The organism is Pseudomonas sp. BT76 TE3572, from assembly GCF_050435365.1.
GTDB lineage: Bacteria > Pseudomonadota > Gammaproteobacteria > Pseudomonadales > Pseudomonadaceae > Aquipseudomonas > Aquipseudomonas fluorescens_W.
On record NZ_JBNDKE010000001.1, the window covers coordinates 4,438,386 to 4,464,924 of the forward strand.

The 26,539-nt window shown below is 59.5% G+C and carries 25 protein-coding genes; 11 read left to right on the forward strand and 14 right to left on the reverse strand.

The features are described 5' to 3' along the window. Nucleotides 1-227: 227 nt before the first annotated feature. From ABH912_RS20085 to ABH912_RS20105, 5 genes are all read right to left on the reverse strand, one after another. Nucleotides 228-1,604 (reverse strand): M16 family metallopeptidase, encoded by a 1,377-nt coding sequence (locus tag ABH912_RS20085; RefSeq protein ID WP_429511457.1) that lies wholly within the window; start codon nucleotides 1,602-1,604, stop codon nucleotides 228-230. Nucleotides 1,605-1,660: 56 nt separating this feature from the next. Next, a complete protein-coding gene (locus ABH912_RS20090) occupies nucleotides 1,661-3,319 on the reverse strand; it encodes a Na/Pi cotransporter family protein (protein ID WP_429511458.1) in 1,659 nt (552 codons plus the stop codon). 291 nt (nucleotides 3,320-3,610) lie between these two features. Then, nucleotides 3,611-4,264, reverse strand: a complete 654-nt coding sequence (locus ABH912_RS20095; RefSeq protein ID WP_429511459.1) for a hypothetical protein — start codon at nucleotides 4,262-4,264, stop codon at nucleotides 3,611-3,613. After that, nucleotides 4,261-5,421: a DUF2515 family protein gene (locus tag ABH912_RS20100; RefSeq protein WP_429511460.1), complete on the reverse strand. Its 1,161-nt coding sequence runs from the start codon at nucleotides 5,419-5,421 to the stop codon at nucleotides 4,261-4,263. Before ABH912_RS20100 ends, ABH912_RS20095 begins: the two co-directional genes overlap by 4 nt. A gap of 18 nt (nucleotides 5,422-5,439) precedes the next feature. After that, a complete protein-coding gene (locus tag ABH912_RS20105) occupies nucleotides 5,440-5,937 on the reverse strand; it encodes a PAAR domain-containing protein (protein ID WP_429511461.1) in 498 nt (165 codons plus the stop codon). Between the two features lie 468 nt (nucleotides 5,938-6,405). On the opposite strand from ABH912_RS20105, the gene ABH912_RS20110 reads away from it, so the two are divergent. After that, nucleotides 6,406-6,687 (forward strand): DUF6124 family protein, encoded by a 282-nt coding sequence (locus tag ABH912_RS20110; RefSeq protein ID WP_046044899.1) that lies wholly within the window; start codon nucleotides 6,406-6,408, stop codon nucleotides 6,685-6,687. Between the two features lie 150 nt (nucleotides 6,688-6,837). Here ABH912_RS20110 and ABH912_RS20115 read toward each other — a convergent pair whose 3' ends face one another. Beyond that, on the reverse strand, nucleotides 6,838-7,605 hold the full coding sequence (locus ABH912_RS20115; RefSeq protein ID WP_033059745.1) for a TerC family protein: 768 nt from the start codon (nucleotides 7,603-7,605) through the stop codon (nucleotides 6,838-6,840). Between the two features lie 84 nt (nucleotides 7,606-7,689). After that, complete coding sequence (locus ABH912_RS20120; protein ID WP_033059743.1) at nucleotides 7,690-8,997, reverse strand: CitMHS family transporter; 1,308 nt, start codon at nucleotides 8,995-8,997, stop codon at nucleotides 7,690-7,692. Nucleotides 8,998-9,316: 319 nt separating this feature from the next. Here ABH912_RS20120 and ABH912_RS20125 point away from each other — a divergent pair, with 319 nt between their 5' ends. Continuing rightward, nucleotides 9,317-9,718 carry a GFA family protein gene (locus ABH912_RS20125; RefSeq protein ID WP_429511462.1) on the forward strand — a complete coding sequence of 134 codons (402 nt, stop codon included), beginning with the start codon at nucleotides 9,317-9,319 and terminating at the stop codon, nucleotides 9,716-9,718. 5 nt (nucleotides 9,719-9,723) lie between these two features. Here ABH912_RS20125 and ABH912_RS20130 read toward each other — a convergent pair whose 3' ends face one another. Beyond that, the gene (locus ABH912_RS20130) at nucleotides 9,724-10,050 is read right to left on the reverse strand and encodes a DOPA 4,5-dioxygenase family protein (RefSeq protein ID WP_429511463.1); all 327 of its coding nucleotides are present in this window, start codon (nucleotides 10,048-10,050) and stop codon (nucleotides 9,724-9,726) included. 82 nt (nucleotides 10,051-10,132) lie between these two features. Between ABH912_RS20130 and ABH912_RS20135 the strand changes: the two genes are divergently transcribed. Next, a complete protein-coding gene (locus ABH912_RS20135) occupies nucleotides 10,133-10,804 on the forward strand; it encodes an NAD(P)-dependent oxidoreductase (RefSeq protein WP_429511464.1) in 672 nt (223 codons plus the stop codon). Here the strand turns inward: ABH912_RS20135 and ABH912_RS20140 are convergent. Next, nucleotides 10,791-11,741 (reverse strand): choline sulfate utilization transcriptional regulator, encoded by a 951-nt coding sequence (locus tag ABH912_RS20140; RefSeq protein ID WP_429511465.1) that lies wholly within the window; start codon nucleotides 11,739-11,741, stop codon nucleotides 10,791-10,793. The genes ABH912_RS20135 and ABH912_RS20140 overlap by 14 nt on opposite strands. A 114-nt stretch (nucleotides 11,742-11,855) precedes the next feature. Here ABH912_RS20140 and betC point away from each other — a divergent pair, with 114 nt between their 5' ends. The 3 genes from betC to ABH912_RS20155 all read left to right on the forward strand — a co-directional run bounded on the left by betC (nucleotide 11,856) and on the right by ABH912_RS20155 (nucleotide 16,139). Next, nucleotides 11,856-13,370, forward strand: coding sequence for a choline-sulfatase (gene betC, locus ABH912_RS20145; protein ID WP_429511466.1), 1,515 nt, complete (start codon nucleotides 11,856-11,858; stop codon nucleotides 13,368-13,370). Between the two features lie 16 nt (nucleotides 13,371-13,386). Further along, the gene (gene choX / locus ABH912_RS20150; RefSeq protein ID WP_008155658.1) at nucleotides 13,387-14,307 is read left to right on the forward strand and encodes a choline ABC transporter substrate-binding protein; all 921 of its coding nucleotides are present in this window, start codon (nucleotides 13,387-13,389) and stop codon (nucleotides 14,305-14,307) included. 263 nt (nucleotides 14,308-14,570) lie between these two features. Next, a complete protein-coding gene (locus ABH912_RS20155) occupies nucleotides 14,571-16,139 on the forward strand; it encodes a SulP family inorganic anion transporter (RefSeq protein WP_429511467.1) in 1,569 nt (522 codons plus the stop codon). 41 nt (nucleotides 16,140-16,180) lie between these two features. On the opposite strand, the gene aroE is transcribed toward ABH912_RS20155, so the two are convergent. Then, nucleotides 16,181-17,002 (reverse strand): shikimate dehydrogenase, encoded by an 822-nt coding sequence (gene aroE / locus ABH912_RS20160; RefSeq protein WP_429511468.1) that lies wholly within the window; start codon nucleotides 17,000-17,002, stop codon nucleotides 16,181-16,183. A 13-nt stretch (nucleotides 17,003-17,015) separates the two neighbouring features. Beyond that, nucleotides 17,016-17,930: an oxygen-dependent coproporphyrinogen oxidase gene (gene hemF, locus ABH912_RS20165; RefSeq protein WP_033059730.1), complete on the reverse strand. Its 915-nt coding sequence runs from the start codon at nucleotides 17,928-17,930 to the stop codon at nucleotides 17,016-17,018. Nucleotides 17,931-18,108: 178 nt separating this feature from the next. Between hemF and ABH912_RS20170 the strand changes: the two genes are divergently transcribed. Then, a complete protein-coding gene (locus ABH912_RS20170; protein WP_429511469.1) occupies nucleotides 18,109-19,086 on the forward strand; it encodes an NADPH:quinone reductase in 978 nt (325 codons plus the stop codon). A gap of 105 nt (nucleotides 19,087-19,191) precedes the next feature. On the opposite strand, the gene ABH912_RS20175 is transcribed toward ABH912_RS20170, so the two are convergent. The 3 genes from ABH912_RS20175 to ABH912_RS20185 all read right to left on the reverse strand — a co-directional run bounded on the left by ABH912_RS20175 (nucleotide 19,192) and on the right by ABH912_RS20185 (nucleotide 22,010). After that, complete coding sequence (locus ABH912_RS20175) at nucleotides 19,192-19,749, reverse strand: L-threonylcarbamoyladenylate synthase (RefSeq protein WP_429511471.1); 558 nt, start codon at nucleotides 19,747-19,749, stop codon at nucleotides 19,192-19,194. 54 nt (nucleotides 19,750-19,803) lie between these two features. Further along, complete coding sequence (dprA, locus tag ABH912_RS20180) at nucleotides 19,804-20,904, reverse strand: DNA-processing protein DprA (protein ID WP_429511472.1); 1,101 nt, start codon at nucleotides 20,902-20,904, stop codon at nucleotides 19,804-19,806. 80 nt (nucleotides 20,905-20,984) lie between these two features. Continuing rightward, nucleotides 20,985-22,010, reverse strand: a complete 1,026-nt coding sequence (locus tag ABH912_RS20185) for a LysM peptidoglycan-binding domain-containing protein (protein WP_033059722.1) — start codon at nucleotides 22,008-22,010, stop codon at nucleotides 20,985-20,987. 172 nt (nucleotides 22,011-22,182) lie between these two features. Between ABH912_RS20185 and def the strand changes: the two genes are divergently transcribed. From def to trkA, 4 genes are read left to right on the forward strand one after another with little or no spacing between them, the layout of a single operon-like run. After that, nucleotides 22,183-22,689 (forward strand): peptide deformylase, encoded by a 507-nt coding sequence (gene def / locus ABH912_RS20190; protein ID WP_033059720.1) that lies wholly within the window; start codon nucleotides 22,183-22,185, stop codon nucleotides 22,687-22,689. Nucleotides 22,690-22,746: 57 nt separating this feature from the next. Next, nucleotides 22,747-23,706, forward strand: coding sequence for a methionyl-tRNA formyltransferase (gene fmt, locus ABH912_RS20195; RefSeq protein WP_429511473.1), 960 nt, complete (start codon nucleotides 22,747-22,749; stop codon nucleotides 23,704-23,706). After that, nucleotides 23,703-25,013 (forward strand): 16S rRNA (cytosine(967)-C(5))-methyltransferase RsmB, encoded by a 1,311-nt coding sequence (gene rsmB / locus ABH912_RS20200; RefSeq protein WP_134421100.1) that lies wholly within the window; start codon nucleotides 23,703-23,705, stop codon nucleotides 25,011-25,013. Before fmt ends, rsmB begins: the two co-directional genes overlap by 4 nt. A 22-nt stretch (nucleotides 25,014-25,035) precedes the next feature. Beyond that, on the forward strand, nucleotides 25,036-26,409 hold the full coding sequence (gene trkA / locus ABH912_RS20205) for a Trk system potassium transporter TrkA (RefSeq protein ID WP_033059713.1): 1,374 nt from the start codon (nucleotides 25,036-25,038) through the stop codon (nucleotides 26,407-26,409). Nucleotides 26,410-26,539 lie beyond the last annotated feature (130 nt).

Genomic DNA, 26,539 nt, shown 5'->3' on the forward strand with positions numbered 1-26,539 from the left:
TCGCATTAGTCGTGGGAAAAATCCTCGACAGGGTAACCGCCGAGGGTCGGCGTGGCGAGGGGGATACGTCCGTATGACCAATGCATTGTGGCGAGGGAGCTTGCTCCCGCTCGGCTGCGCAGCAGTCGTAAAACCGGTGCAGGCGTTCTATCTGATAATACTCAGTGTCCGGTTTTGGGGGCGCTTCGCACCCCAGCGGGAGCAAGCTCCCTCGCCACAGGGAACTGTTACTTTCGGCGATGTACTCGCCAAGCCAACAGGCTGAGTACAAGCAACCCAAGCACCCCGGCAATCGCCCACATAAGCTGATCATCACTGATCAACGGCTTTTCGATCCGCAGGTAGCCCGGCTGCATCAGCAATTCACGCATGGCCTTGTTTGCTGCCTCCAGCGTCACCCCTTGCAGTTCCTTGGCCGGGTTGGCAAAACGGCCATCCTCGTAGTCCCCAAGGGCACTCCAGTAATAATCGGCCAACGCGCTGTTGCCTTGCACGGCCCAGGCCTGGCGGGCGATGGCGGCCTCCTTGAGGCGGTTGAAGGTGCGGGCATTGAGACCGTCCCTGAGCAACCCGGCCTTCAGATCATCCAGCACCTGCTCGGCCTCCGGCACGTCGTCACGATCAAGGTCCGCGTTCAGGCTCATGAAGCCCACACCACCAAACACCTCGCGCTCGGCCGAAGGCCCATAGGACAAGCCATGGCCCAGGCGCAATTTGCGGTAGAGCGCCCAGTCCAGATAGTCCTTGAGCAAGTCGAAGGTTTCGTCGTGCCGATCTTCCAGCACCGGCTCTGGCACCAGCCAATGCAACTTGGCACTGCCGCCGACAAAACCGTGACTCAGGGTGCGCTCATGGGCAGCACTGGCCTGGATCGCCGGCAGGGGCGGGTGATCGGTCGGGTCGACCGCTTCAAGCGCGCCATAAGACCGCTCCAGATAGGCCGGCAGCAACCGGTCGAGGTCGCCGACGACGATCAGGGTCATGTTGTTGGGCGCGTACCAGGCCTTGCGTACCTTTTCCAGCTGATCGCGGGTCAGGTGATCGACCTCAGGCCGCTCGGGGCATTTGAGGCCCAGTTCCACCGCCAGTTGATTACTCGCCGTGTGGCCAAGATCCTGGCGATCCAGCCAGCGTTGCAGGTGCGAGTAATGGCCGCCGTCTTCGCGCTCGACCACTTGTTTGGCGGCGTTGATGGCGTTGTCATCGATTCGGGTCTGGGTCAGCAGCGCCAGCAGCAGGTCGAGGACCTTGCGCTGGTTTTTCGCCGGGGCTTCGATGACGAACGTCGTGTCGGCATTGCTGGTGTAGGCGTTCCACTCGCCACCCAGGGCCTGCATGCGTTCTTCCAGCCCGCCTTCGCCCGTGGCGTCGATGCCGCTGAACAGCAAGTGCTCAAGCAGGTGTGGCAGCTCCTTTTCGGCGCAGCCGAAATCATCGATGCCGACGCCGACCACCAGACGAATCGCCACATGCCCGCGCTCGGTACCGGGCTTGAGCAGCAATTGCAGACCGTTGGGCAGCGTATAGCCCTCGACCTGAAAGCGATCCAGGGCAAATGAAGAGAATGAGCCAAGCAACAGACAGGCGAACAACAGACAACGCATAACGAGCTTCCATACGGCCAGCGTAAGTTCAACAGACTTCAAGCAACGGTGGACGTTCAGGGTGAATGCGTGATGTCAGCCAAATCATCGACAATGAGTGCGCCGGTGTCGGAAGTTTCCAGCACCACATAGGCGCTGCTGCAAAACAGCGAATTCAGACGCTTCATGTCGGCAATCAACTCCAGGTGCAACGAACTGGTCTCGATACTCTGCACGATCTTACGTTGCAACCGGCTGACGTGGGCATGGGCCAGGCGGCGTTCCTGTGCGCGAAAGCGACGTTTCTCACGCAATAACTGGCGGGCACTTTCCTTATCGGCACTGAGGAACACCGACAAGCCGAGCCGCAGGTTGGAGATCAACTGACTGTGCAGCCCTGCCAACTCTTCGAGGCCGACCTCGGAAAAAGACCGGCGCTGCGAGGTTTTCTGCTGCTGAACCTTGCGCAGCATGCGTTCGATGAGGTCGCTGGCCAGTTTAAGGTTGATCGCCAGCTCGATGATTTCCGCCCAGCGCCGGCTGTCCTGCTCACTGAGGTCTTCGCGGGGCATCTGCGCCAGATACAGCTTGATCGCACCGTAGAGCGATTCCACATCATCGGTCAGTCGTCGCATTTCCTGGGTGACGGCGGTTTGCTTGCCGTTCAGCACGTCGAGCATGGCCTCGAGCATGTTGTCGATCAGGTCGCCGATGCGCAGGGTTTCCCGGGCGGCATTCGCCAGCGCCAGGCTGGGCGTGACCAGCGCTGTTGGATCAAGATGCCGCGGTTTGGCGGTGCCGTTGACTTGCGGGCGCTCCGGCAGCACCCACGCACAGAACCTGGCCATCGCTCCGACACTCGGCAGCAAGAGCAGGCAGCGCGCGGTGTTGTAGAGCAGGTGAAAGCCGATGACCATTTCCTGAGGGCTGAAGTCCAGGCTGTCGATCCAGTGCACCAACGGGTCGAGTACCGGGATGATCAGCAACAGGCCGATCAGTTTGTACAGCAGGCTGCCCAACGCCACTTGGCGACCGGCGGCGTTCTGCATGCTGGTGCTGAGGAAGGCAAGGATGCCGCTGCCGATGTTGGCGCCGATCACCAGGCCGATGGCCACGGGCAGGCTGATCACTGCGGCACCGGCCAGGGTCGCCGTCAGCAGGACGGCGGCCAGGCTGGAGTAGGAAACCATCGCAAACAGCGCGCCGACCAAGGCATCCAGCAAGATGTCGCCGGTCAGCGAGGCGAAAATCACTTTCACGCCTTGGGCCTGGGTAATCGGCGCGGCAGCCTCGACGATCAGTTGCAGCGCCAGAATGATCAGCCCCAGTCCGATACTGACCCGGCCCATCTGGCCCAGTCGGGTCTGTTTGCGCGACAGGAAGAAAATCACCCCAAGAAAGATCAGCAGCGGTGACAGCCATGACAGGTCGAAGGTCAGCACTCGCGCCATCAGCGCGGTACCGACGTCGGCCCCGAGCATGGTCGCCAGGGCCGGGGTCAGCGCCATCAGGCCCTGACCGACAAAGGAGGTGACGAGCATGGCGGTGGCGTTGCTGCTCTGGACCATCGCCGTCACGACGATCCCCGAGATGAACGCCAGCCAGCGCTTGGACATGTTCCGGCCAATCACATGGCGCAGGTTGGAACCGTAGACCCGCAGGATGCCGGTTCGGACGATGTGCGTGCCCCAAATCAACAAGGCCACGGCAGATAATAAATTGAGCAGGGTGAGCATGCAGGCCCCCTGTGGTGGTAGCGCCCCAAAGGGGCAAGTTGACGGTGCCGCGCGTTCTTCTACGTTCTGTACTTTAGCTGTAGCTGGCTAACGGTCTGCGCGCCAGCATCGCACAGCTAAAGAAGCGATTGAAACAAAACTGTCATGAAAACAGTTTGATGCAGAGATAAAAAAGGGGCCCGAAGGCTCGTTTCATGGATTGAAGCCACAGGTCATGTGTAGCAAGAGCGTTTGAGCAGAGTTCAATCGCTGAAGAGATCCAACATTCTCGACGCCCCGAGAAATGAATCTTCATTTTCCGATGCGATCCCGACCAACGCTGATATCGATCAGGTATTTTGCCGTTGTTGAATCACGCTCATCGCAGCGTGCATAACACTTAATCAGAAGCAGCAAACTGTATTTTCCCGGCACGTACAGATCGATACCGTCAGCCTGATCGAAAAGCTTTGCCTGTAGTTGTTCACGCTCTGCAACAGAGTCGAGTCTGAACCAATCGTTCTTCTCTTCGGGCTGAAGCTCCCATCCTTGGTTTTTAAGGGTGTTCTGCAAGCCGTCCAACTGTTCCACTGCCTTTCCAAATGACATTGTTTCTGACATGGGCGACGTGGTCAGGGTTGCGACCTTCAGGCTTCTATAGGTAACCGCACCAAAGACCGTAGGAGGAAGTTTGAACCCGTAAACAGGATCATCAAACTCTATAACGGTCGGGCTGGTGATCCATGTAGAACTCGGATGAGGAGGGTCTTTAGCGTCGTTAGGATCACCAGGATAAATCGCCGTGTTTCCTTCGACCGGGAATGTCGAGTCTTTGATGACCTGCTCGTAGGGCTTTCCTATGTAGACGGATAAAGTCTTGGTGCTCCAACGGGAATACACCACGCTACCTGCCACCAGAAGAGCGAAAAAAACCAAAATCAGCCAGCGTTGCTTTGAACCGATCACTGACGTACCCCATTTCCATTTGCGATATCTGTAATAGAGTTTTTTAGCTGACTTTTAGTGGTTGGATTCTTTAGCAGGTTGTTGAATTGTGCTGCGGCCCGGAGGACGAACTCCATCCTTTGATTTTTATCCGCAAGATTGGCGAGCGGATTACTGCTGAAAGAAACGCTCCGATTGTCTGGTGCTCTGCACTGACTGGCCAACGTGAGTTGTATCCCCTCTGGAACGCCGGAAAGCAGACCTGTGACGACAGAAACAATGTCTGAAGCATGTGTGCCACGAATGAGCGAGGCGAATTGCACGTCCTCATACATCGCGGGTTGCAGGATATTGATCTGCTCATGAGCAGCCATGGAGTTAACGCTGTCGGCAATTTCCCCGGCCTCGATTGCCCCAAAAGTCTCAAAAATTTCTTTATGGGCGACACCGAACGCTACGCTTTTTCCTATTGGCCACATCACATCCTTCGCTATTTCCCTTCGGCTTTTCAGGCATTTCTCCATTTCCTTGTATCCACGCACCATAAAAAAGCGATGCAGAGGATAAACATCCAGAAATAGCGCGGTGTTACCCAATGCAAGCATCTCGTACACGTAGTCCAATTGTTGTTGAACTAGTGAGCGAGAATTATCGCCGAAGGTTATGTCTGCATTAGGGACCGGGTTCTCTGACCTGGCTTTGTCTACTTCCTCTTGAACTTTAGGATCGGTTCGGCTGAATTTGAACCCAAATCCCTCGAACAAAGTTTCCGACGGTGCTTCGCGCAATTTGCGGTGCGCTTCTTTTTCTGCGGCGATGCCTTTTTGTAGCTTGGCAGCATGCAACAACCCACACCCCACCTGCTTAGAAGCAAACGCCGCCAACCCAGCCCACTGAAACCGGTTATCCGCCAGCCACAACTGCGCATAGGCCGCGTTGATCTTGCGGTTGCGCACTTGCGGGTCGGCAATCAACACGCCACCCGGTGCGACCCATTCTTCGGCTTCTTTCTGAAACCTGCGCCACAGGCAGTTACAAGTCAGCAATGGCACTTCGACACGGGTTTTCGGGTTGGGGCCGCCGGTGGTGGTTTCGCGTTTGCAGGTAGGCAGTTCGCAGGTGCTGTCCCACAGTTTTTTCATGTCCAGGTCGTCTGGAGCGATGCATTGTCCGGTCATTTCATTCTTCCTTGAGGCTCAGACGGTCCAGCGGACTACGGCGAGGTCGGGCTGTAAGGTGACGACGCTTTGCGTCATGCCCTGAGCATTGGTCTGGCCTTTGACGATGCGGCCTTCCGCGGTTTCGATTTCGTAGTCTTGTGCGGCGATCGGTTCGCCATTGCCGGCGCTGACGGCTTTGAATTCGACCAAGGGTTGGCCGATGATCGGCAAGGGCGGAATGAATGGCGCGGCGGTGTGACTGCTGCCGATGATGACGTTGCCAGAGCCGCCGATCACCACGCCGCCATGACTAGCGGTGCTGTCGAGGGTTATGGCGTTCAGGCCATTGATGAACACCGTTGAAGAGAATCCACCGTTGAGGGCCTGACCGCAGGTGCATTTGTCGCTGACCCGAGCGGCGGCGAGACTGTTGAAAAAGACATCGGGTGAGCCGCTGGCAATCGGGTTAGTGCCGTGGCCGGGAAGGGGACAGGTGGTCGGGTCCGTGAGACGTGCAGCCGGTTTTCCAGACATATGCATTCCTTGTCATTGTCGTTTGAAGCGAGCGGAGGACGCTAACCACCAGAGCTCTGTGCGTCAACCTTAGGAAAGAACTGTCGGCTAATTCTTCAACTGCGTTGATGTGATTCACGCGATCTGCGACACATGTTTAATGACACCCAGAGTTACTTCTCAGAGGCTACAACGCCTTGCGCCGTTGCCTACGGTTACGCCAGAATCCGCCGGCTTGTGCGCCTTGGCCCGGGTCTCTATCGTTTCCCAGTCGCTGAAAAACAGTGATCGGGTTTGGTAGCCCGGAGTCTGGCGCATAGCCACTTCTTGCGGACGCTTATTGAGGTCGCAGCTTTATGGTGGCCATGCGCAGGGTCCCTTCGGGGGCGCCGGTTCCAGTACTCCGGTCTACCAACCTGTGTATGGCCGCCACCCTTCGTTTGGTAGCGAGAGTGATGGCTCCACGTAATCAGTACTGGAGTTCTATCTATGTTCAAGGTAACGCCCAACCCACCGGACACCGATCCGGTCCCCCACGACTTCCCACCGCGTAAACCCAGCAGCATTTTCTTCATAGACCCCAAGGTCGATAACGAAACCTTGCTCGGGCACGCCTGCGAATCGTTGGCGTCAGCCAGCGTAATGGCCAGTGATTTCGCGGGGTTTCTGGATGGCCCACAGCGCAGCACTCTGCTGGGGATTCAGCAAAGCATCATGTTGGGGGAATTGGCGGTGAATCGAGTGCTGGATAACCTCGATCCGCCAGGGTAATCACAGAGCAAAAAAAATGTGGGAGCGAGCCTGCTCGCGATGGGGCCGTCACATTCAACATTGATGTTGACTGACAGGCCGCTATCGCGAGCAGGCTCGCTCCCACAGGTTTTGTGCACTGGCTGACACCAGCCAGTGCACAGGTTCGGGTTACTGACCCGGAATGTCCTTGCGCAGTTTTACTGGGTCTGGCTGCTTGCGCTTTTTCGCCATCGCGGTGCGCATCTTGATGTTGATCGCTTCCACCGCCAGCGAGAACGCCATGGCGAAGTAGACGTAGCCTTTTGGCACGTGAACGTCGAAGGATTCAGCAATCAGCACAGTGCCGACGATCAACAGGAACGACAGCGCCAGCATCTTCAGCGACGGGTGCTTGTCGATGAACTCGCTGATGGTGCCGGAAGCCCACATCATCACCAGCACGGCAACGATGATCGCCGCGACCATGACCGGTACGTGGGACACCATGCCCACGGCGGTGATGACCGAGTCCAGCGAGAACACGATGTCGATGATCGCGATCTGAATGATGGTGTAGAAGAATTTGCCGCCCTTGCCACCCGGCTGCTCATTGGTTTCGTCTTCACCTTCCAGCGCGTGGTACATCTCTTGCGAGCTCTTCCACAGCAGGAACAGACCACCGAAGAACAGGATCAGGTCTCGCCCGGAAAAACCCTGGCCGAGCACTTCGAACAAGTCAGCGGTAAGGCGCATGACCCAAGTGATCGACAGCAGCAACAGAATCCGCGTAACCATGGCCAGCGCCAGGCCGAAAATCCGGGTGCGCTGTTGCATGTGCTTGGGCATGCGGCTGACCAGGATCGAAATCATGATGATGTTATCGATACCCAGAACGATTTCCAGGGCGGTCAGGGTGAAGAAGGCAACCCAGATTTCAGGGTTGGTCAGCCATTCCATGTGTATTCCTTTGTGCGTGTGTTAAACCACGAAGGGCCCAGGCTTCAAACAACAAAGCCTGGACCCGTCATGGTGAGTCTTGGGCTATAGAGTGCTGAACAGCGGAAAAATCCCCATCAGCAAGGCGGCGACCAGTATGCACATGCAAACCAGCACTGCCCACTTCAGGGTGAAACGCTGGTGATCACCGAAGTCGATACCGGCCAGGGCCACCAACAGGTAGGTCGAAGGTACCAACGGGCTCAACAGGTGGACGGGCTGACCGACGATCGAGGCACGTGCCATTTCAACCGCGGTTATACCGTAATGGCTGGCGGCTTCCGCAAGTACCGGTAACACGCCGTAATAAAATGCATCGTTCGACATGAAGAACGTGAACGGCATGCTCACCAGTGCAGTGATCACGGCCAGGTACGGGCCGAGGAAGTCCGGGATGACTGCCAACAGGCTTTTCGACATCGCATCGACCATGCCGGTGCCCGACAGGATACCGGTGAAGATACCGGCCGCGAAGATCAAGCCGACCACCGCCAGCACGCTACCGGCGTGGGCCGCGACGCGGTCCTTCTGCTGTTGCAGGCACGGGTAGTTGACGATCATCGCGATACTGAACGCCACCATGAACAGCACCGGCAGCGGCAACAGACCGGCGACCAGGGTTCCCATCAGGACCAGGGTCAGGGCGCCGTTGAACCAGATCAAATTCGGACGACGGGCATCCGGGAATTGCGAAACGGTGATTTCACTGTGGTCGACTTCATCACCGACCAGATGCAATTCACCAAGACGTGCACGCTCGCGTTTACCGTAGAAGTAGGCAATCGCCAGGATCGCCACCACGCCGGCCAGCATTGCCGGAATCATCGGTACGAAGATGTCGGACGGGTCCACATGCAGCGCACTGGCGGCACGAGCAGTCGGGCCGCCCCATGGCGTCATATTCATCACGCCACCGGCGAGGATGATCAGGCCGGCCATGATCCGTGGGCTCATGCCGATACGGGCGTAGAGCGGCAGCATGGCGGCCACGCAGATCATGTAAGTGGTGGCGCCATCACCGTCCATGGACACGATCAGCGCCAGCACGGCAGTACCGACCGAAACTTTCAACGGGTCGCCCTTGACCAGTTTGAGGATCTTGCGCACGGCCGGGTCGAACAGGCCAGAGTCGATCATCAGGGCAAAGTACAGAATGGCGAACATCAGCATCACACCGGTCGGTGCGAGCTTGGTGATGCCTTCGAGCATCATCGGGCCGATCTTCGGCGCGAAACCACCGAACAGCGCGAACAGGATCGGGATGATGATCAGAGCGATCAGCGCGGAAAGGCGCTTGGTCATGATCAGGAACATGAACGTGATGACCATGGCAAAGCCAAGGAAAGTCAGCATGGGAATACTCCAGGCATAGCGCGGCTAGGGAATGGGCGAACCGGGTGGGTCAGCGCAGAACGGGAAGCACGAGGCGTATGGGCGGAGTGACAGCGAAGTGGCGGGTAGCAAAGGACATCAGGATCACCATTGTTGTTGTTAAATGGGCTGTGCGAGCGATAAAACACTGGCATTGGCCGACCGGTCTGTTGCCGGTAGTGGGGGCGATCCTAATCGGGGAAGCTTTCAGCCAGCTTTCGCGGATGAAAGCATTGACCAGATGTGCAACCGGTCGTCGGACGGGTTCAAAGTCCCTGAATACGGGGCAGGAGGTAAAAACATGGCCGACATTCATACAGGCGGCTGCCATTGCGCACATCTGCGCTATCAATTCAGTGGGCCTTTGCACGACATCGCCCACTGTCATTGCTCGATTTGCCGACGGGTCAGCGGCGGGATCGTGACCACCTGGATCACTATTCCCACCTCAGCCTTTGAATGGGTGAAGGGGATACCCGCGCAGTACGACTCTTCAACAACCTGCGTGCGGTATTTCTGCGGCAACTGTGGGGCGCAGCTGGCGCTGATCTCGCACCTGAGCCCGGACAGCATCGACGTGACCATCGCCACCCTCGATCATCCCGAGCAGGCACCCGCGGAAAAGCATATCTGGACTGACAACCGACTGCCCTGGCTGCATCTGGACGAACATTTGCCCGGTGAAGCCGAGGAACAGTTGTAAACTGATCAAAAAATAGACAGATCCAGTGGTCGAATCGCGCCCATCCAGATGGCGTGCTCGGTGTGGTCCAGCAGATCGTCGCCGGTGACCGGGTGCAGGAACACCACCAAACCCTTGCGGTTGAGCGCAAGCCAGGGCAGCACGTCGCTGATGTATTGCGGCTCGAAAGCCAACTGGCAGCTCCAGTCCGGGTGCGGGCCCACCGGGCGTTCATGGACGCGACCCATCTTCACTGGAAACAATTGCGCTGCCTGCTCACACAAGGCTCGCGCCTGAGGAAGGGTAGTGGCGTCGAAGTAGACATGGGCGTGGTAGCCCTTGATCTGCTGCATTTGAAACCCTCTGAACCGAGTCGAACCGGCGTTGTTTCCCACAGGTCACACGCCATAGAGATAGGAAGAACGGAGCACGGCCATGAAAAATGCCGAAACCCCGGTGGTAAAAGTGGTGCTTTATGGTGCCATGAGTAGCCTGGGCAGTGCGCTGATGGCTGAAATGCTGCGGCGCCAACATGAAGTGATCGCGATTCTCGATGATTTGACGGCGCTCGCGCCGCGCCCGGGATTGCGGACCAAGACTGGCGATTTGTTCGACGCCAAGCGGGTCAAGCAGAGTGTCGCCGGTTGTTCGGCGGTGATCTGTCTGCTGGATGCACCCGGGTTGCCGATGAGCAGCGAGCACGTGGAAAAATCCATCGTGCCGGGCCCGGTCGAGCAAGTGCTGGCGGTGGATGCGCTGATCGATGGCATGCAGGCCTCGGGGATTAGCCGGCTGTTTCTGGTGGGAGATTTCGAGGTACTGGACGATCCGGAGATAGAAGATCGACTGCAACTCCACGCCGCCGAAGAAATCCGCGAGGCCCTGCAAAGCAGCACTTTGCACTGGACACTGATCAATGCGCCGCGCGGGGTGCCCGGGCTGACCATCGAGCACTTCAGCCACATCAGCCGCAGCCTGGAGCCGGGCCTCGCCGAACCGCTTGAACGGTTGAGCCGGGTGGCGACAGGGATTGCCGATGAGTTGCGGTTGAACCTGCATGTCGGCGAACACGTAACCTTCGTCGCGACCGAGGCTATACAGCGATAGACGGCAACGGCAGGCCATTCAACGATTGCGCACTGCTGGCCTGCTCAGCCATCAGCCAGTCCACAAACTGTTGAATCAGCGCACCACGCCGTTTTCGCTGGGGCAGGACCACGTAATAGCCGAGCCTGGAAATCACCGTTTCCGCAATCGGTCGGCATAACAATCCCTGCGCCAGCAAGTTATCCACAAGGTGCCGCCAGCCGATGGCCACGCCCTGGCCGCCAATCGCCGCTTGAATCAGCAACGTGTAATTGTCGAAGCGCAATTGCCCGGGCGCAGGTGCCGAAGCGATCCCCAACTCTCGAAACACGCCGCTCCAGTCGAACCAGTTGCTGCTGTTTTCGCCTCGAAGGTGCAGCAGCGGGAACTCGAGCAATGACTGGGCCGGCAAGGGCAGGGGGCGATCCTTCAACAGCAGCGGGCTGCACACCGGAAACACTTCTTCGCTGAACAGCCAATGGCTTTCACCCTGCTTGAATCGGCCATCACCAAACAACACCGCCACATCAATATCGGTGCGCAGCATATTGAGGCTGCGTTCGCTGGTGACCAGGCTGACATCCACTTGAGGATTGGCGGCATGAAAGCGGTGCAGGCGCGGCATCAGCCAATACGCGGCGAAGGCGAAATCGGTGGCGACCTGCAACACTTCGTGTTGGTGCTGTGCGCTGATCGCGCTCAATCCTGCATCGATATTCTGCAACCCGAGCTGAACCTGCTCAAACAGGATCGTCCCGGCCTCGGTCAGTTCGATGCCGCGATAAATCCGGTCGAACAGCCGCGTCCCGAGTTGTTCTTCCAACCGTTTGATCTGCTGGCTGATGGCCGGTTGCGTGGTGCCAAGTTCCACCGCGGCAGCCGTGAAGCTGCGCTGTCGGGCCGCCGCTTCAAAGGCGCGAAGCAAATCCAGAGACAAATCACCAAGGGCGTAATACATAAGCTGTGCTTATCCTAGTCATTGCCGTGCATGGGCTTTACCACAAAATGCTTGGGCTACATGCTCGATCGCAGCACTCTCGCATAAATATTCACTATGGAATGCCGCGATCACATGAAGCGCAAGAATATTCTTTTCATCATGGCCGATCAGATGGCCGCGCCAATGTTGCCGTTCTACGGCCCTTCGCCCATCAAGCTGCCCAATCTCAGCCGCCTCGCCGCCGAAGGCGTGGTGTTCGACGCCGCCTATTGCAACAGCCCACTGTGCGCGCCGTCACGTTTTACCCTGGTCAGCGGTCAGTTGCCGAGCAAGATCGGCGCCTACGACAACGCGGCCGATTTCCCCGCCGATGTACCGACTTATGCCCACTACTTGCGTCGACTCGGCTATCGCACCGCTCTGTCGGGCAAGATGCATTTCTGCGGACCGGATCAGTTGCACGGCTATGAAGAACGCCTGACCAGCGACATATACCCGGCCGATTACGGCTGGTCTGTGAACTGGGACGAGCCGGACGTGCGTCCAACCTGGTTTCACAACATGTCGTCGGTGCTGCAAGCCGGGCCGTGCGTACGCACCAATCAGCTGGATTTCGACGAAGAGGTGGTGTTCAAGGCCCAGCAATACCTGTTCGACCACATCCGCGAGGATGGCGATCAGCCGTTCTGCCTCACCGTTTCCATGACTCACCCACACGACCCGTACACCATTCCCAAGGCTTTCTGGGATATGTACGACGACGCCGACATCCCATTGCCTGAAACCCCGGCCCAGTCCGAACTCGATCCGCACTCCCAGCGTTTGCTCAAGGTTTACGACCTGTGGGACAAACCGCTGCCTGTGGATAAGATTCGCGATGCACGCCGCGCGTACTTCGGTGCTTGCAGCTATATCGACAGCAACGTCGGCAAACTCCTGCAAACACTCGAGGAAACTGGCCTGATCGATGACACCATCATTGTGTTCTCCGGTGACCACGGCGACATGCTAGGCGAGCGTGGGCTCTGGTACAAAATGCACTGGTACGAAATGGCCGCCCGCGTGCCGCTGTTGATCAGTGCGCCGGGGCAATTCGGCGCTGGCCGGGTCAGCGCGGCGGTCTCCACCGCCGATCTGTTGCCGACCTTTGTGGAACTGGCCGGCGGTTCGCTGGAGCCGGGGCTGCCGCTGGACGGCCGCTCGCTGGTCTCGCACCTGCAAGGGCAGGGCGGTCATGACGAGGTCTTTGGCGAATACATGGCTGAAGGCACCATCAGCCCGCTGATGATGATTCGCCGCGGCGCCTACAAATTCATCTACAGCGAAGACGACCCTTGCCTACTCTTCGACGTACACAACGACCCGCGCGAACTGGAAGAACTCAGTCAATCGCCACAACATCGCTCGCTTTTCGATGAATTTCTCGCTGAAGCCCGAGCCAAATGGGATATCCCGGCGATCCACCAACAAGTGCTCGCCAGCCAGCGGCGTCGACGTTTTGTCGCCGATGCATTAACCATCGGCAAGCTGAAGAGCTGGGATCACCAGCCACTGGTGGACGCCAGCCAGCAGTACATGCGCAACCACATCGACCTCGACGATCTGGAGCGTAAAGCACGTTATCCACAACCCTGCCAAAACCAATAATGTTAAGGGGAATGCCATGCGTAGGTTATCCACAGCAATGACGGTCGGGCTTCTGGCTCTGGGCAGTGCATCGGCGTATGCCGATCAGAGTTGCGAGACGGTGAAAATGGCCGACCCTGGCTGGAGCGACATCGCCGCGACCAACGCCATCACCGGGTTTCTGCTGGACGGCATGGGCTACAAGGCCAAGGTCGACACGCTGGCCGTACCGATCACCTTTGGCGGCTTGAAAGATGGTCAGGTCGACGTGTTTCTCGGTAACTGGATGCCAGCACAACAGGGTTTCTACGACAAGTTCGTGGCCACCGGCGATGTCACGCAATTGGCTAAGAACCTCGATGGCACCGAATTCACCCTCGCCGTCCCGGATTACGTTTGGGATGCGGGTGTGCATAACTTTTCCGACCTGAACAAATACGCCGACAAGTTCGACAAGAAGATCTACGGCATCGGCTCCGGCGCTCCCGCCAACATCTCCTTGCAGGAAATCATCAAGAAGAACGACTTCGACATGGGCCAGTGGAAACTGGTCGAGTCCAGCGAGCAGGCAATGCTGGCCGAAGTGTCTCGCGCGGTGAAAAAACAGAAGTTCGTGACCTTCCTCGGCTGGACCCCGCACCCGATGAACGTGCAGCTGAAAATGCATTACCTCAAGGGCGGCGAGAAGTACTTCGGCGATACCGGCAGCGTCCATACCCTGACCCGCAAAGGTTATGCACAGGCCTGCCCGAACGTCGGCAAACTGCTCACCAACCTGAGTTTCACCCAGGAAATGGAGAACAGCATCATGGCCGAGGTGGTGAACAAGAAGGTCAGCAATGCTGATGCGGCCAAGGCGTGGATCAAGGCTAATCCGGCGGTGCTGGATAAGTGGCTGGATGGGGTGAAGACCGTGGATGGGAAGGATGCGTTGGGGGCGGTGAAAGCGAAGCTTTGATCGGGTGATCGTGGATTGTGTGTCGGGCTCAGGATCGCCCCCTCACCCCAGCCCTCTCCCCACGGGGGAGAGGGGGAAAGGGGGCCGATCTGTGTTGTTATTAAATCTGGTGTTCGACTCGATAATTCAGGTCGCAGGATTTCTTGCCATCACCTCGGTCAGTCCCCTCTACCCTCTGGGGAGAGGGTTAGGGTGAGGGGTGGATTCATCTGACACCCCTCACACCCTGCTACCCTTGCCCAAACCCCCACCCGAGAGGACCCATGGCCTTCCCAAGCCGCCATTCGCTCTTCCCCTTCCTCAGCTGGTTGCCCCGGCAAACCCGCGCCAGCGTCGGTCGCGACCTGATCGTCGGCCTCAGCGGTGCGATTCTCGCGTTGCCGCAATCCATTGCCTACGCGCTGATCGCCGGCCTCCCACCTGAATACGGTCTGTACGCGGCGATTATCCCGGTGCTGATCGCCTGTCTCTGGGGTTCTTCGTGGCACCTGATCTGCGGTCCTACGGCGGCGATTTCTATTGTCTTGTACGCCAGCGTCAGTCCACTGGCCGTTCCTGCGTCAGAAGACTACGTCACCCTGATCCTGTTGCTGACGCTGCTTGCCGGCATTTTCCAGTGGCTGCTCGGTTTGCTGCGCTTCGGCGCCTTGGTGAATTTCGTCTCGCACTCAGTGGTGCTGGGTTTCACCCTCGGCGCGGCGGTGGTGATTGCCATCGGCCAACTGCCAAATTTGTTGGGGCTGGAATTGCCCAACCAGGCAACAGCGCTGAACAGTTTGATGATGCTCTTCAGTCATCTCGGCGAAGTGGATAAACCGTCGCTAATGCTGGGCCTGGCGACGGTCGTCGTGGGCGTGATCCTGAAATTGCTCCTGCCGCGCTGGCCGACGCTGTTGATCACCCTGGCGCTGAGCGGATTGCTGGTCTGGCTCTGGCCATCGATGTTCGGCCATGTGAGGTTGGTCAGCGCGTTTGTCGGGCGGCTGCCGCCCTTCAGCCCGCTGCCGCTGGATCTGGACCTGATTCTGCGCTTGCTACCCAGCGCGGTGGCGGTGGGCATGCTCGGGCTGGTCACCAGTCTGTCGATTGCCCGATCCTTGTCGGCCCGTTCTCAGCAGTTGCTCGACGCCAACCAAGAGGTCCGCGCCCAGGGTTTATCGAACATGGTCGGAGCGTTTTTTTCCGGCTCGCTGTCAGCCGGTTCCTTCACCCGCTCGGGGCTGAGCTACGAGGCGGGTGCCTGTTCGCCGATGGCCGGCGTTTTTTCAGCGTTGTGGGTGGCGCTGTTCGCTATCTTTGGTGCGAATTTGATCGCGCACATTCCGATCCCGGCCATGGCCGGAAGCATTCTGTTGATCGCCTGGGGGCTGGTAGATCATCGCGGCATTCGCGCGTTGTTGCGGGTCAGCCGCGCCGAGTTCCTGGTCATGGCGCTGACCTGTGTCGCCACGCTGCTGCTGGAATTGCAGACCGCGATCTACGCCGGGGTGCTGGCTTCGCTGTTCTTCTACCTCAAACGCACCTCGCAACCGCGGGTCCAGCATTGGCGGGATGGGGATGAAGACATTTTGCGGGTTGGCGGTTCGATCTTTTTTGGCGCCAGCCATTACCTGCAAGTACGCCTGCAGCGGATGCACGGCGCGAGAGTGGTGATCGAAGCGCAGCAGATCAACTTCATCGACTATTCAGGCGTGGAGATGCTGCATCAGGAAGCGCGACGGCTATTGCGCCAGAATCGCAGCCTGACCCTGCGACGGGCACGGCCGCAGGTGGTGGAAGAGTTGAGGAAACTGGAAGGGGCGGAGAAATGCCCGATCCGGTTTGAGGACTAAACGAATCCTTGGATAAAACACCAATCCCTCGCCACAAAGAATTACAGGGCTAGTTGGCGGCGAAGTTCGGCCAGCACCGGCGTCGTATCCGGGCGCACCCCGCGCCACAGGAAGAAGGCTTCCGCCGCTTGTTCAGCGAGCATCCCCAACCCATCCATCGACACCGCCGCGCCATGTTCACTGGCCCAACGGCAGAACGACGTGGGCTCCTTGCCGTACATCATGTCGTAGCACACCGTTTTGCCCGGCTCGATCAAACTGCTGGCAATCGGCGGTACATCCCCTGACAGACTGGCGGACGTTGCGTTGATGATCAGGTCTACCGACTCCTGCAACCAATCAAAACCACTGGCCGACACCGGCCCCAGGTCTGCGAACAATTCCGCCAACAGTTCGGCTTTTTCCACCGTGCGGTTGGCGATGATCACCGACGCGGGTTGCTCGGCCAGCAACGGCTCCAGTGCACCGCGCACCGCGCCGCCAGCACCGAGCAGCAGGATGCGTTTGCCCTTGAGGCTGAAACCGGCGTTGACCGTCAGGTCCCGCACCAGTCCGGCGCCATCGGTGTTGTCGCCCAGCAGGCTGCCATCGGCCAGTTTGCTCAGGGTGTTCACCGCACCAGCCCGCTGCGCCCGCGCCGTCAGACTGTTCGCTAGACGATAGGCCTCTTCCTTGAACGGCACCGTCACATTCGCCCCGCGACCTTCGAGGAAAAACGTCCGGGCGCAGGTGGAAAAATCGTCGAGGGGCGCCAGCAACGTGCTGTAGTCGAGTTTTTGAGCCGTCTGCTCGGCGAACAGACGGTGGATCAGCGGCGACTTGCTGTGGCCAATCGGGTTACCAAATACGACATAACGGTCCATCAGGATTCCTCGTTCAGGCCTTGGCCAACCAATCGCGGTCTTGCAGGAAGTACTCGGTCAGCCGTGCTTCTTCGCTGCCCGGCTCGGCTTTCCAGTCGTAGCTCCAGCGTACTTGCGGTGGCAGGGACATCAGGATCGACTCGGTACGCCCGCCCGATTGCAGACCGAACAGCGTGCCGCGGTCGTAGACCAGGTTGAATTCAACGTAGCGCCCACGGCGAAATTCCTGGAATTCACGCTGTTTGGCGGTAAACGCATCATTTTTGCGGCGCTGCACGATCGGCAGGTAGGCGTCGATGAACGCGTCACCGATGGCGCGCATGAAAGCGAAGCTGGTGTCGAAGTCCCACTCGTTCAAGTCATCGAAGAACAGGCCGCCGATACCGCGCGGCTCGTGGCGATGCTTGATGTGGAAGTAGCTGTCGCACCAGGCCTTGTAGCGCGAGTAAACATCCGGACCGAACGGCGCGCAGGCCTGCTCGGCGACGCGGTGCCAGTGCACGCAGTCTTCTTCATTGCCGTAATAAGGGGTCAGGTCGAAGCCACCACCGAACCACCAGACCGGTTCTTCGCCTTCTTTTTCAGCGATGAAGAAGCGCACGTTGGCGTGGGACGTCGGCACATACGGGTTGTGCGGGTGAATAACCAAAGACACGCCAAGCGCTTCAAAGCCACGGCCGGCTAGTTCTGGCCGATGAGCGCTGGCGGAGGGTGGGAGACCGCTGCCGAAGACGTGGGAAAAGTTGACGCCGCCCTTTTCGATGACCGCGCCGTTTTCAATCACCCGGGTGCGACCGCCACCGCCGGCAGGTCGGGTCCAGGCGTCTTCGACGAACTGCGTGCCGCCGTCTTCAGCTTCGAGGGCCGCGCAAATGCGGTCTTGCAGGTCGAGCAGGTAGGCTTTTACGGCCTCGGTGCGGGTCGTCATGTCATCACCTTGAATCGGGCAAAGCTACGCGGCGCTCCATGGGAGCAGGGCCGGCGCAAATGGGCGCGTAGCATAACATCGCAGATGGGCCTGCCGCAGTTGACGAAGATCAAGCATGGGAGTTCGATAGGGAGCTTCGCGCTACAACTCCAGTAGCCAAGACCTAAGGAGAGTTCTGATGGCTAAGCGTATCCAGTTCCGCGCTCATGGCGGCCCCGAAGTGCTCGAGTATGTTGACTACCAACCCGCCGAGCCCGGTCCGCAGCAGGTTCGCGTGACCAACAAGGCCATCGGCCTGAATTTCATCGACACCTATTACCGCAGCGGCCTCTATGCGCCGCCAGCCCTGCCATCCGGCCTGGGCTCGGAAGGCGCGGGCGTGGTCGAGGCGGTGGGCAGTCAAGTCACCCGGTTCAAAGTGGGTGATCGCGTGGCGTATGGCAGCGGTCCATTGGGCGCTTACAGCGACATTCACGTGTTGCCGGAGGCCAATCTGGTCCTTCTGCCGGACGCGATCAGCTTCGAACAGGCCGCTGGCGTAATGCTCAAGGGCCTGACCGTGCAGTACCTGCTGCGTCAGACCTATGAACTCAAGGGTGGCGAAACCGTCCTGTTTCACGCTGCTGCGGGTGGCGTCGGTTCCCTGGCTTGCCAATGGGCCAAGGCCTTGGGCGTGAAGTTGATCGGCACGGTCAGCTCACCGGAGAAAGCCGCACTGGCCAAGGCCAACGGCGCTTGGGCGACCATCGACTACAGCCATGAAAACGTCGCACAGCGCGTACTGGAATTGACTGACGGGAAAAAAGTCCCGGTGGTGTACGACGGCGTGGGCAAGGACACGTGGCTGACTTCGCTTGATTGCACGGCGCCTCGCGGTCTGGTGGTGAGCTTCGGCAATGCGTCGGGCGCGGTAGACGGGGTGAACCTGGGCATTCTGTCGGCAAAGGGTTCGTTGTACGTGACCCGGCCTACGCTCGCGACTTACGCCAACAATGCCGAGAACCTGCAGCGTATGGCGGATGAGCTGTTCGAGATGATCATCAGTGGCAAGCTGAAGGTGGACATCAGCCAGAAGTATCCATTGGCTGAAGCGGCGAAGGCACAGACCGAGTTGTCGGCGCGGCGCACGACGGGTTCGACTGTTTTGTTGCCTTGAGGACGCCTTCGCGAGCAAGCCCGCTCCCACATTTAACCTCATTCCTCTGAGGAAACTCGGTCAACTGTGGGAGCGGGCTTGCTCGCGAATAGCCGCACCTCGGTCTTAATCCGGGCGGATGACGTTGCCCGTCGCCACATCGCGAATCACGCTCGGATTCTTGCGCCCGCCCAGATTCCCACCCAACACGTGATCCACCTGCCCACGGAAATACTGCTCGACGCGAATCCGCGTCCGCGCCGCCGGTTGGCCCTGCGGGTTGGCCGACGTTGAAACCAACGGCCCGACCACCGCGCACAAATCCCGCACCAACGGGTGATCGCTGACCCGCAGCGCCACCGTTTCATGCACACCGGTAATCCACTGCGGCAACATATTCTGATGCGGCACCAGCCAGGTGTTCGGCCCTGGCCAGGTACTGGCCATGCGATCCATCCACAATTCAGGAAAGTCTTCGAAGAGGAAGTCGAACTGGCGAATGTTGTCGGCCACCAGAATCAACCCTTTTTCCACCGACCGCCCCTTGATCGCCAGCAGACGATAGACCGCTTCTTCGTCCCACGGGTCGCAACCCAGGCCCCAGACGGCTTCGGTTGGGTAGGCAATCACCGCGCCTGCGCGAATGGCTCGTGCGGCTTGTTGCACACGCCAACTGTTAACCATGAAAAACTCTCCGGAATAAGGCTCTGCGCAGTTTACCGATCTTCCTTATAAAACCTAGCTCACCCGTGCAAACCAGCGCCCGCTTTCGCAGACCGCCCGGCCGTCCATTTCCAGTTCCGTCAGTGCCGCCAGCACTTTCGGCAAGGCCCAGCCGCTGGTGGCGGACAACGCTTCACTGGTGTGCGGCGCGGCATGCAGCAGCATGAGCAACGGATGTGTCACCGCGGGTGTCGCTGTGGATAACGGCAACTGCTGCCAGCCGCGCAACGCTTCGAGGATATGCTCGATGGTTTCCACCAGCACCGCACCGTCGCGGATCAGCTGATGACAACCCTTTGCACCAGGGTGGTGGATCGACCCTGGAATCGCATACACCTCGCGCCCTTGTTCCGCCGCCAGCCTCGCGGTGATCAGCGAACCGCTGGCGACACTCGCCTCGACCACCAGCACGCCCAGGGATAAACCGCTGATGATCCGATTGCGCCGGGGGAAGTTACTGGCGGTCGGCCCGGCGTCCAGCGGGAACTCCGAAAGCACCGCGCTGCCCGAGGCGATCATCGCGTCTGCCAGCCGTCGATTGCGCTGTGGATAAAACTTTTCAAGTCCCGTGCCAAGTACACCGACCGTTCGCCCGCCCACGTCCAAAGCGGCTTGATGCGCGGCGGCATCGATGCCCAGCGCCAGACCGCTGGTAATGACAAAACCGGCGCCGGCCAAACTGCGGGAAAATGCGGCAGCAGTGTCCATGCCCGGCCGCGAAGCGCGCCGGCTGCCGACCATCGCCAGCTGCGGTTTTTCCAGAATGCCGGGATCGCCCGCCACGAATAACAGCGGCGGCGCATCACTGATTTCCGCCAGCAGTGCCGGATAGTCAGATTGGTCCCACATCAGTAAATGCTGGCCCGGACGCTCTAACCAGGCCAACGCATGGCTCGCGCCATCACGGATTTCACTCGAGCGCCTGGCCTCTGCGCAAGCGAGGGGTAAACCCAGCGAGCGCCAGGCACTGGCCGGCGCGCTGATCGCCTTGGACGCCGAGCCGAAGGCCTCAAGCAATTTCTTGAAACGCGCAGGACCGAGTTCCGGCAGGCGATGCAAACGTAAACGAGCTTCCAGTTCCGCAGGGGAAACCGGTGCAAAAGCAGACAGCGACATGGATCATCCTTGATCGTTATGAGCCCCGTTCAAACGGGAATAAGCTGTGGATAACTCTGTTGGTAACTTGTGGAGCCTGCTTATGGATTTCGCACCTTGTCCAGCACCGCCAACGAGCGCGAGGCGTAGAGCACCAGCCCGTAGCTGAGCTTGTCGTAGGTGCGGAATACCATCAGCAGACCGGCACGCTCATCGGGGATTTTCAGTGGCTGACCGGTGATCCGGTCACGCACGGTTTCGCCGGTTTTCATCACCACCAACACATTGCCTTCGGCCAGGCCATCGCGCTGGCCCTTGTTCAGCGTGACCACGTCCATCGCGCCAATCTGGGTCACCCCGCGCGGCACATCGATGATCAAGCCCGAGACAGGCGTTTTCGGTGCACTGGGCATGAAGGTCGAGTTGATGGAGCGCTCTTCACCGCTGAACAAGCGGTCACCGAGTCGAACCTCCTGGGTAGTGCGTTGCAGGGCGAGGGTGGCGACATCGCCTTCAGTGGCGACAATCTCGCCGCCGCCGATGTCGTCGGCATTGATCCCCAGGAACTCCTTGGTCTCGGGGTCGGTATAGACCTTGCCTTGACGGAAGATGCCGTAGACCGGCTGGTTCGGGTCGAAATGGCCACGGGCGAAGATGCGGTCACCCGTGCCGCTGAGCACGCGCTCGGCATCTCCGGCGACGATGTAGGGCGCCTTGTCGAAATCCTCGACTTTGTCGACGATGCGGTTGCTCAGCAGAAAACTGTTGATTGATCGCAGCGGAATGCTCGGAATCGCATCGGCCACCGCCGAGCTGCGCACCCGTGGCGAAAGCTTGATGGTGCCCCGGGAAGCGCCGCGATTGAGGGTCAGGCGCGGCTGGCCATTGACGTAGACCAGCGTCAACGAATCCCCGGGATAGATGAGATTGGGGTTTTCGATCTGTGGATTGGCTTGCCAGAGCTCCGGCCACTTCCACGGCTCTTGGAGGTATTTTCCCGATATGTCCCAGAGTGTGTCACCCGATACCACGGTGTATTGCTGTGGAAAACCTTCCTTGAGTTGCACTTGCCCGTGCGCCAAACCGGCCGAGGCCAGAAGGAGCAAGGCGAGTAGTGATTTCCTCATGCGGTGAATCCCTTTATTATGTGCATTCGCGTAGAACGCCAGAGCCCTCGTGGCTCGCTCCCGACTCTTAACCAAAAAGAGAAGGAAGCTACGTTTTACAACGGTAGCCTGCATCTTCGGACCCGCCAGGCCATCGACCCGACATTACCTCAAACGTGCAGCAATTAAGCTTATGGCCATTTTAGACATCCTCGAATTCCCCGATTCGCGCCTGCGCACTATCGCCAAACCTGTGGCTGTAGTGGACGACGAAGTGCGTCAGTTGGTCGATGACATGTTTGAAACAATGTATGAAGCGCCAGGCATCGGCCTCGCCGCGACCCAGGTCAACGTGCACAAACGTATCGTCGTGATGGACCTCTCCGAAGACCGCAGCGAACCACGGGTGTTCATCAACCCCGAGTTCGAAACCCTGACCGACGAGATGGAGCAATATCAGGAAGGCTGCCTCTCGGTGCCGGGCTTCTACGAAAACGTCGATCGCCCACAGAAGGTCAAAATAAAGGCCCAGGACCGCGACGGCCAGCCTTACGAACTGATCGCCGAAGGACTGCTCGCCGTGTGCATCCAGCATGAATGCGACCACCTGAATGGCAAATTGTTCGTCGACTACCTGTCCAATCTCAAACGCGACCGAATCAAGAAGAAACTGGAAAAGCTCCATCGCCAGAACGCTTGATGCCCTCCTTTCAAAGGCTTGCTGCGGCAAGCCTTTTTCTTTTGCGAGACCTTTTGAATGACTGAGCCACTGCGCATCGTCTTTGCCGGCACCCCGGAATTCGCCGCCGAACACCTCAAGGCCCTGTTCGACAGCCCTTACGAGATCGTCGCGGTCTACACCCAACCGGACCGTCCGGCGGGTCGCGGGCAAAAGTTGATGCCAAGTCCGGTCAAGCAGTTGGCTCTGGAAAACAACATTCCTGTGATGCAACCGCCAACCCTGCGCAACGAAGACGCTCAGGCTGAACTGGCCGCGCTCAAGCCGGACCTGCTGGTGGTGGTCGCCTACGGCCTGATCCTGCCGCAAGTGGTGCTGGATATTCCGCGCCTGGGTTGCATCAACAGCCACGCCTCGCTGTTGCCACGCTGGCGCGGAGCGGCGCCGATCCAGCGCGCCGTTGAAGCGGGCGACAGCGAAAGCGGTGTGACCGTGATGCGCATGGAACTGGGCCTCGACACCGGGCCGATGCTGCTCAAAGTCACCACGCCGATCACCGGTGAAGACACCGGCGGCAGCCTTCACGACCGTCTGGCGGAAATGGGCCCGCCAGCCGTGATTCAGGCGATTGCCGGCCTCGCTGCGGGCACTTTGGAAGGCGAAGTGCAGGACGACAGCCTCGCCACTTATGCTCACAAATTGAACAAGGACGAAGCGCGCATCGACTGGAGTCGCCCGGCGGTTGAGCTGGAGCGCCTGGTTCGAGCCTTCAACCCATGGCCGATCTGCCACAGCACGCTGAATGGCGAAGCATTGAAGGTGCTGGCCGCCAGCCTCGCTGAAGGGCAGGGCGCTCCCGGTGAAATTCTCAGCGCCAGCAAGGAGGGGTTGATCGTCGCCTGCGGTGAGCAAGCCCTGTGTCTGACTCGTCTGCAATTGCCCGGCGGCAAGGCGCTGAACTTCAGCGACTTGTTCAACAGCCGTCGTGAGAAATTCGCCGTCGGCACCGTTCTCGGGCAAGCGGCGGACGCTCAATGAATCCACGTCTGGCCGCCGCCAAGGCACTTGCTGCTGTTCTTAACGGAAAAGCCTCACTCAACAGTTCCCTGCCGACACAAATGGACAAGGTTGAAGACCGCGATCGCGGCTTCACCCAGGACCTGGCGTTCGGTACCGCGCGCTGGCAGCCACGTTTGTCGGCGCTGGCGGCCAAGTTGCTGCAGAAGCCGTTCAAGGCAGCCGACGCCGATGTCGAAGCGCTGTTGCTGGTCGGTCTCTACCAATTGCTCTACACCCGGGTTCCGGCACACGCAGCCATCGGTGAAACCGTGGGTTGCGCCGACAAGCTGAAAAAGCCCTGGGCCAAGGCCTTGCTCAACGCCGTGCTGCGCCGCGCCCAGCGCGAAAGCGAAGCGCTGCTGGCCGAACTGGAACACGATCCAGTGGTGCGCACTGCCCACCCGCGCTGGCTGCAAAAATCCCTGAAAGCCTTCTGGCCGGAACAGTGGGAAGCCATTTGCGCGGCGAACAACGCGCATCCGCCGATGATCCTGCGGGTCAACCGTCGTCATCACAGCCGCGATGCTTACCTCGGGTTGCTGACCGACGCCGGCATCGCCGCCACGCCATGCGTTTACAGTCAGGACGGCATCATTCTCGACGCCGCCGCCGATGTGCGCAGCTTGCCGGGTTTCGCCGAAGGCTGGATCAGCGTGCAGGACGAAGCCGCGCAACTGGCCGCCGATCTGCTCGACCTGGCTCCGGGCCAACGGGTGCTGGACGCCTGCTGCGCACCGGGCGGCAAGACCTGCCACATCCTTGAAGCCGAGCCGGCACTCGCCGGCGTGGTCGCGGTGGACCTGGAAGCCAAGCGTCTGGTGCGAGTGCGGGAAAACCTCGCACGCCTGGGCCTGAGCGCCGAACTGATCGCCGCCGACGGCCGCGACACCGCCACCTGGTGGGACGGCAAACCGTTCCAGCGCATTCTGCTGGACGCGCCGTGCTCGGCCACCGGGGTGATTCGTCGTCACCCGGACATCAAGCTGACTCGCCAACCCGACGACATCGCCGCACTCGCGGTTCTGCAGGGCGAACTGCTCGATGCCATGTGGATAACGTTGGAGGTCGGCGGCATCCTGCTTTACGCCACCTGCTCCACGCTGCCGACCGAAAACACCGAAGTCATCGAAGCCTTCCTCGCCCGCACGCCGGGCGCCCGTGAACTGGACCTCGCCACTCAAGCCGGTATCAAGCAACCTCATGGTCGCCAACTGCTGGCCCAGGAAGGCGGCCACGACGGGTTCTACTACGCCAAGCTGATCAAGATCGCCGCCGCGCGCGGTTAATGGGTTTTAAGGGAGTGACTGGATGAAAATCATCATCCTCGGCGCAGGGCAGGTCGGCGGTTCGCTGGCAGAACACTTGGCCAGCGAGGCCAACGACATCACCGTGGTCGACACCGACGGCGAACGCCTGCGCGACCTCGGCGATCGGCTGGACATCCGCACCGTGCAAGGCCGCGGCTCGCTGCCGACGGTGCTGCGTCAGGCCGGCGCGGACGACGCCGACATGCTGGTGGCGGTGACCAACAGCGACGAAACCAACATGGTTGCCTGCCAGGTTGCCCACACCCTGTTCCACACCCCGACCAAAATCGCCCGGGTTCGCGAAGCCGCCTACCTGACTCGCTCCGAGCTGTTCGACAATGACGCGATTCCGGTGGACGTGCTGATCAGCCCGGAGCAAGTGGTCACCAATTACATCAAGCGCCTGATCCAGCATCCGGGCGCCTTGCAGGTGATCGACTTCGCCGAAGGCAAAGCCCAATTGGTGGCGGTCAAGGCGTACTACGGCGGCCCGCTGGTGGGTCAGCAACTGCGTCAGTTGCGTGAACACATGCCAAATGTCGAAACCCGTGTGGCGGCGATTTTCCGTCGTGATCGGCCGATCCTGCCGCAGGGCGATACGGTGATCGAGGCAGACGACGAAGTCTTTTTCATCGCCGCCAAGGCGAATATTCGCGCCGTGATGAGCGAAATGCGCCGCCTCGATGAGAGCTATAAACGCATCGTCATCGCGGGCGGCGGGCAGATCGGTGAGCGTCTGGCCGAGGCCATCGAAAGCCGTTACCAAGTGAAGATCATCGAGATGAACCCGGCCCGCTGCCGTCATCTCTCGGACACCCTCGACAGCACCGTGGTGTTGCAGGGCAGTGCCTCCGACCGCGACTTGCTGATGGAAGAGAACATCGCCGACGCCGACCTTTTCCTGGCCCTGACCAACGACGACGAAGCCAACATCATGTCGTCGCTGCTGGCCAAGCGCCTGGGTGCGAAGAAGGTGATGACCATCATCAACAACCCGGCCTACGTCGACCTGATCCAGGGCGGCGACATCGACATCGCCATCAGCCCGCAATTGGCGACCATCGGTACTTTGCTGGCCCACGTGCGCCGTGGCGATATTGTCAGCGTGCACTCATTGCGCCGGGGCGCGGCGGAAGCCATCGAGGCGATTGCCCACGGTGACGCGAAGTCGAGCAAGGTCATCGGCAAGGCCATTGAGAACATTGGCCTGCCACCGGGAACCACGATTGGCGCGATCATCCGTGACGAAGAAGTGATCATTGCCCACGACGATACGGTGATTGCGGCGGGCGACCATGTGATTCTGTTCCTTGTGGATAAAAAGCATATTCGGGATGTGGAGAAGCTGTTCCATGTGGGGCTCAGCTTCTTCTGATCCGGGATTTGCGGTGGCCGGGCGGGCCTCTTCGCGGGCAAGCCCGCTCCCACAGGTTCTCGGGCGTGCACAAATTTTATGTTCACTGAAGATCACTGTGGGAGCGGGCTTGCCCGCGAAAGCGATCTCA

Excerpts from the sequence above, each read along its gene's own strand:
- ABH912_RS20155 (WP_429511467.1), top strand. The coding sequence starts at position 14,571 with ATGGCCTTCCCAAGCCGCCATTCGCTCTTCCCCTTCCTCAGCTGGTTG.
- choX (WP_008155658.1), top strand. The coding sequence starts at position 13,387 with ATGCGTAGGTTATCCACAGCAATGACGGTCGGGCTTCTGGCTCTGGGC.
- betC (WP_429511466.1), top strand. The coding sequence starts at position 11,856 with ATGAAGCGCAAGAATATTCTTTTCATCATGGCCGATCAGATGGCCGCG.
- hemF (WP_033059730.1), bottom strand. The coding sequence starts at position 17,930 with ATGACGACCCGCACCGAGGCCGTAAAAGCCTACCTGCTCGACCTGCAA.
- fmt (WP_429511473.1), top strand. The coding sequence starts at position 22,747 with ATGACTGAGCCACTGCGCATCGTCTTTGCCGGCACCCCGGAATTCGCC.
- rsmB (WP_134421100.1), top strand. The coding sequence starts at position 23,703 with ATGAATCCACGTCTGGCCGCCGCCAAGGCACTTGCTGCTGTTCTTAAC.
- ABH912_RS20105 (WP_429511461.1), bottom strand. The coding sequence starts at position 5,937 with ATGTCTGGAAAACCGGCTGCACGTCTCACGGACCCGACCACCTGTCCC.
- ABH912_RS20120 (WP_033059743.1), bottom strand. The coding sequence starts at position 8,997 with ATGCTGACTTTCCTTGGCTTTGCCATGGTCATCACGTTCATGTTCCTG.
- ABH912_RS20170 (WP_429511469.1), top strand. The coding sequence starts at position 18,109 with ATGGCTAAGCGTATCCAGTTCCGCGCTCATGGCGGCCCCGAAGTGCTC.
- trkA (WP_033059713.1), top strand. The coding sequence starts at position 25,036 with ATGAAAATCATCATCCTCGGCGCAGGGCAGGTCGGCGGTTCGCTGGCA.
- ABH912_RS20185 (WP_033059722.1), bottom strand. The coding sequence starts at position 22,010 with ATGAGGAAATCACTACTCGCCTTGCTCCTTCTGGCCTCGGCCGGTTTG.
- ABH912_RS20140 (WP_429511465.1), bottom strand. The coding sequence starts at position 11,741 with ATGTATTACGCCCTTGGTGATTTGTCTCTGGATTTGCTTCGCGCCTTT.
- ABH912_RS20100 (WP_429511460.1), bottom strand. The coding sequence starts at position 5,421 with ATGACCGGACAATGCATCGCTCCAGACGACCTGGACATGAAAAAACTG.
- aroE (WP_429511468.1), bottom strand. The coding sequence starts at position 17,002 with ATGGACCGTTATGTCGTATTTGGTAACCCGATTGGCCACAGCAAGTCG.
- ABH912_RS20085 (WP_429511457.1), bottom strand. The coding sequence starts at position 1,604 with ATGCGTTGTCTGTTGTTCGCCTGTCTGTTGCTTGGCTCATTCTCTTCA.
- ABH912_RS20090 (WP_429511458.1), bottom strand. The coding sequence starts at position 3,319 with ATGCTCACCCTGCTCAATTTATTATCTGCCGTGGCCTTGTTGATTTGG.
- ABH912_RS20175 (WP_429511471.1), bottom strand. The coding sequence starts at position 19,749 with ATGGTTAACAGTTGGCGTGTGCAACAAGCCGCACGAGCCATTCGCGCA.
- ABH912_RS20130 (WP_429511463.1), bottom strand. The coding sequence starts at position 10,050 with ATGCAGCAGATCAAGGGCTACCACGCCCATGTCTACTTCGACGCCACT.
- dprA (WP_429511472.1), bottom strand. The coding sequence starts at position 20,904 with ATGTCGCTGTCTGCTTTTGCACCGGTTTCCCCTGCGGAACTGGAAGCT.
- ABH912_RS20135 (WP_429511464.1), top strand. The coding sequence starts at position 10,133 with ATGAAAAATGCCGAAACCCCGGTGGTAAAAGTGGTGCTTTATGGTGCC.
- ABH912_RS20115 (WP_033059745.1), bottom strand. The coding sequence starts at position 7,605 with ATGGAATGGCTGACCAACCCTGAAATCTGGGTTGCCTTCTTCACCCTG.
- def (WP_033059720.1), top strand. The coding sequence starts at position 22,183 with ATGGCCATTTTAGACATCCTCGAATTCCCCGATTCGCGCCTGCGCACT.
- ABH912_RS20125 (WP_429511462.1), top strand. The coding sequence starts at position 9,317 with ATGGCCGACATTCATACAGGCGGCTGCCATTGCGCACATCTGCGCTAT.
- ABH912_RS20110 (WP_046044899.1), top strand. The coding sequence starts at position 6,406 with ATGTTCAAGGTAACGCCCAACCCACCGGACACCGATCCGGTCCCCCAC.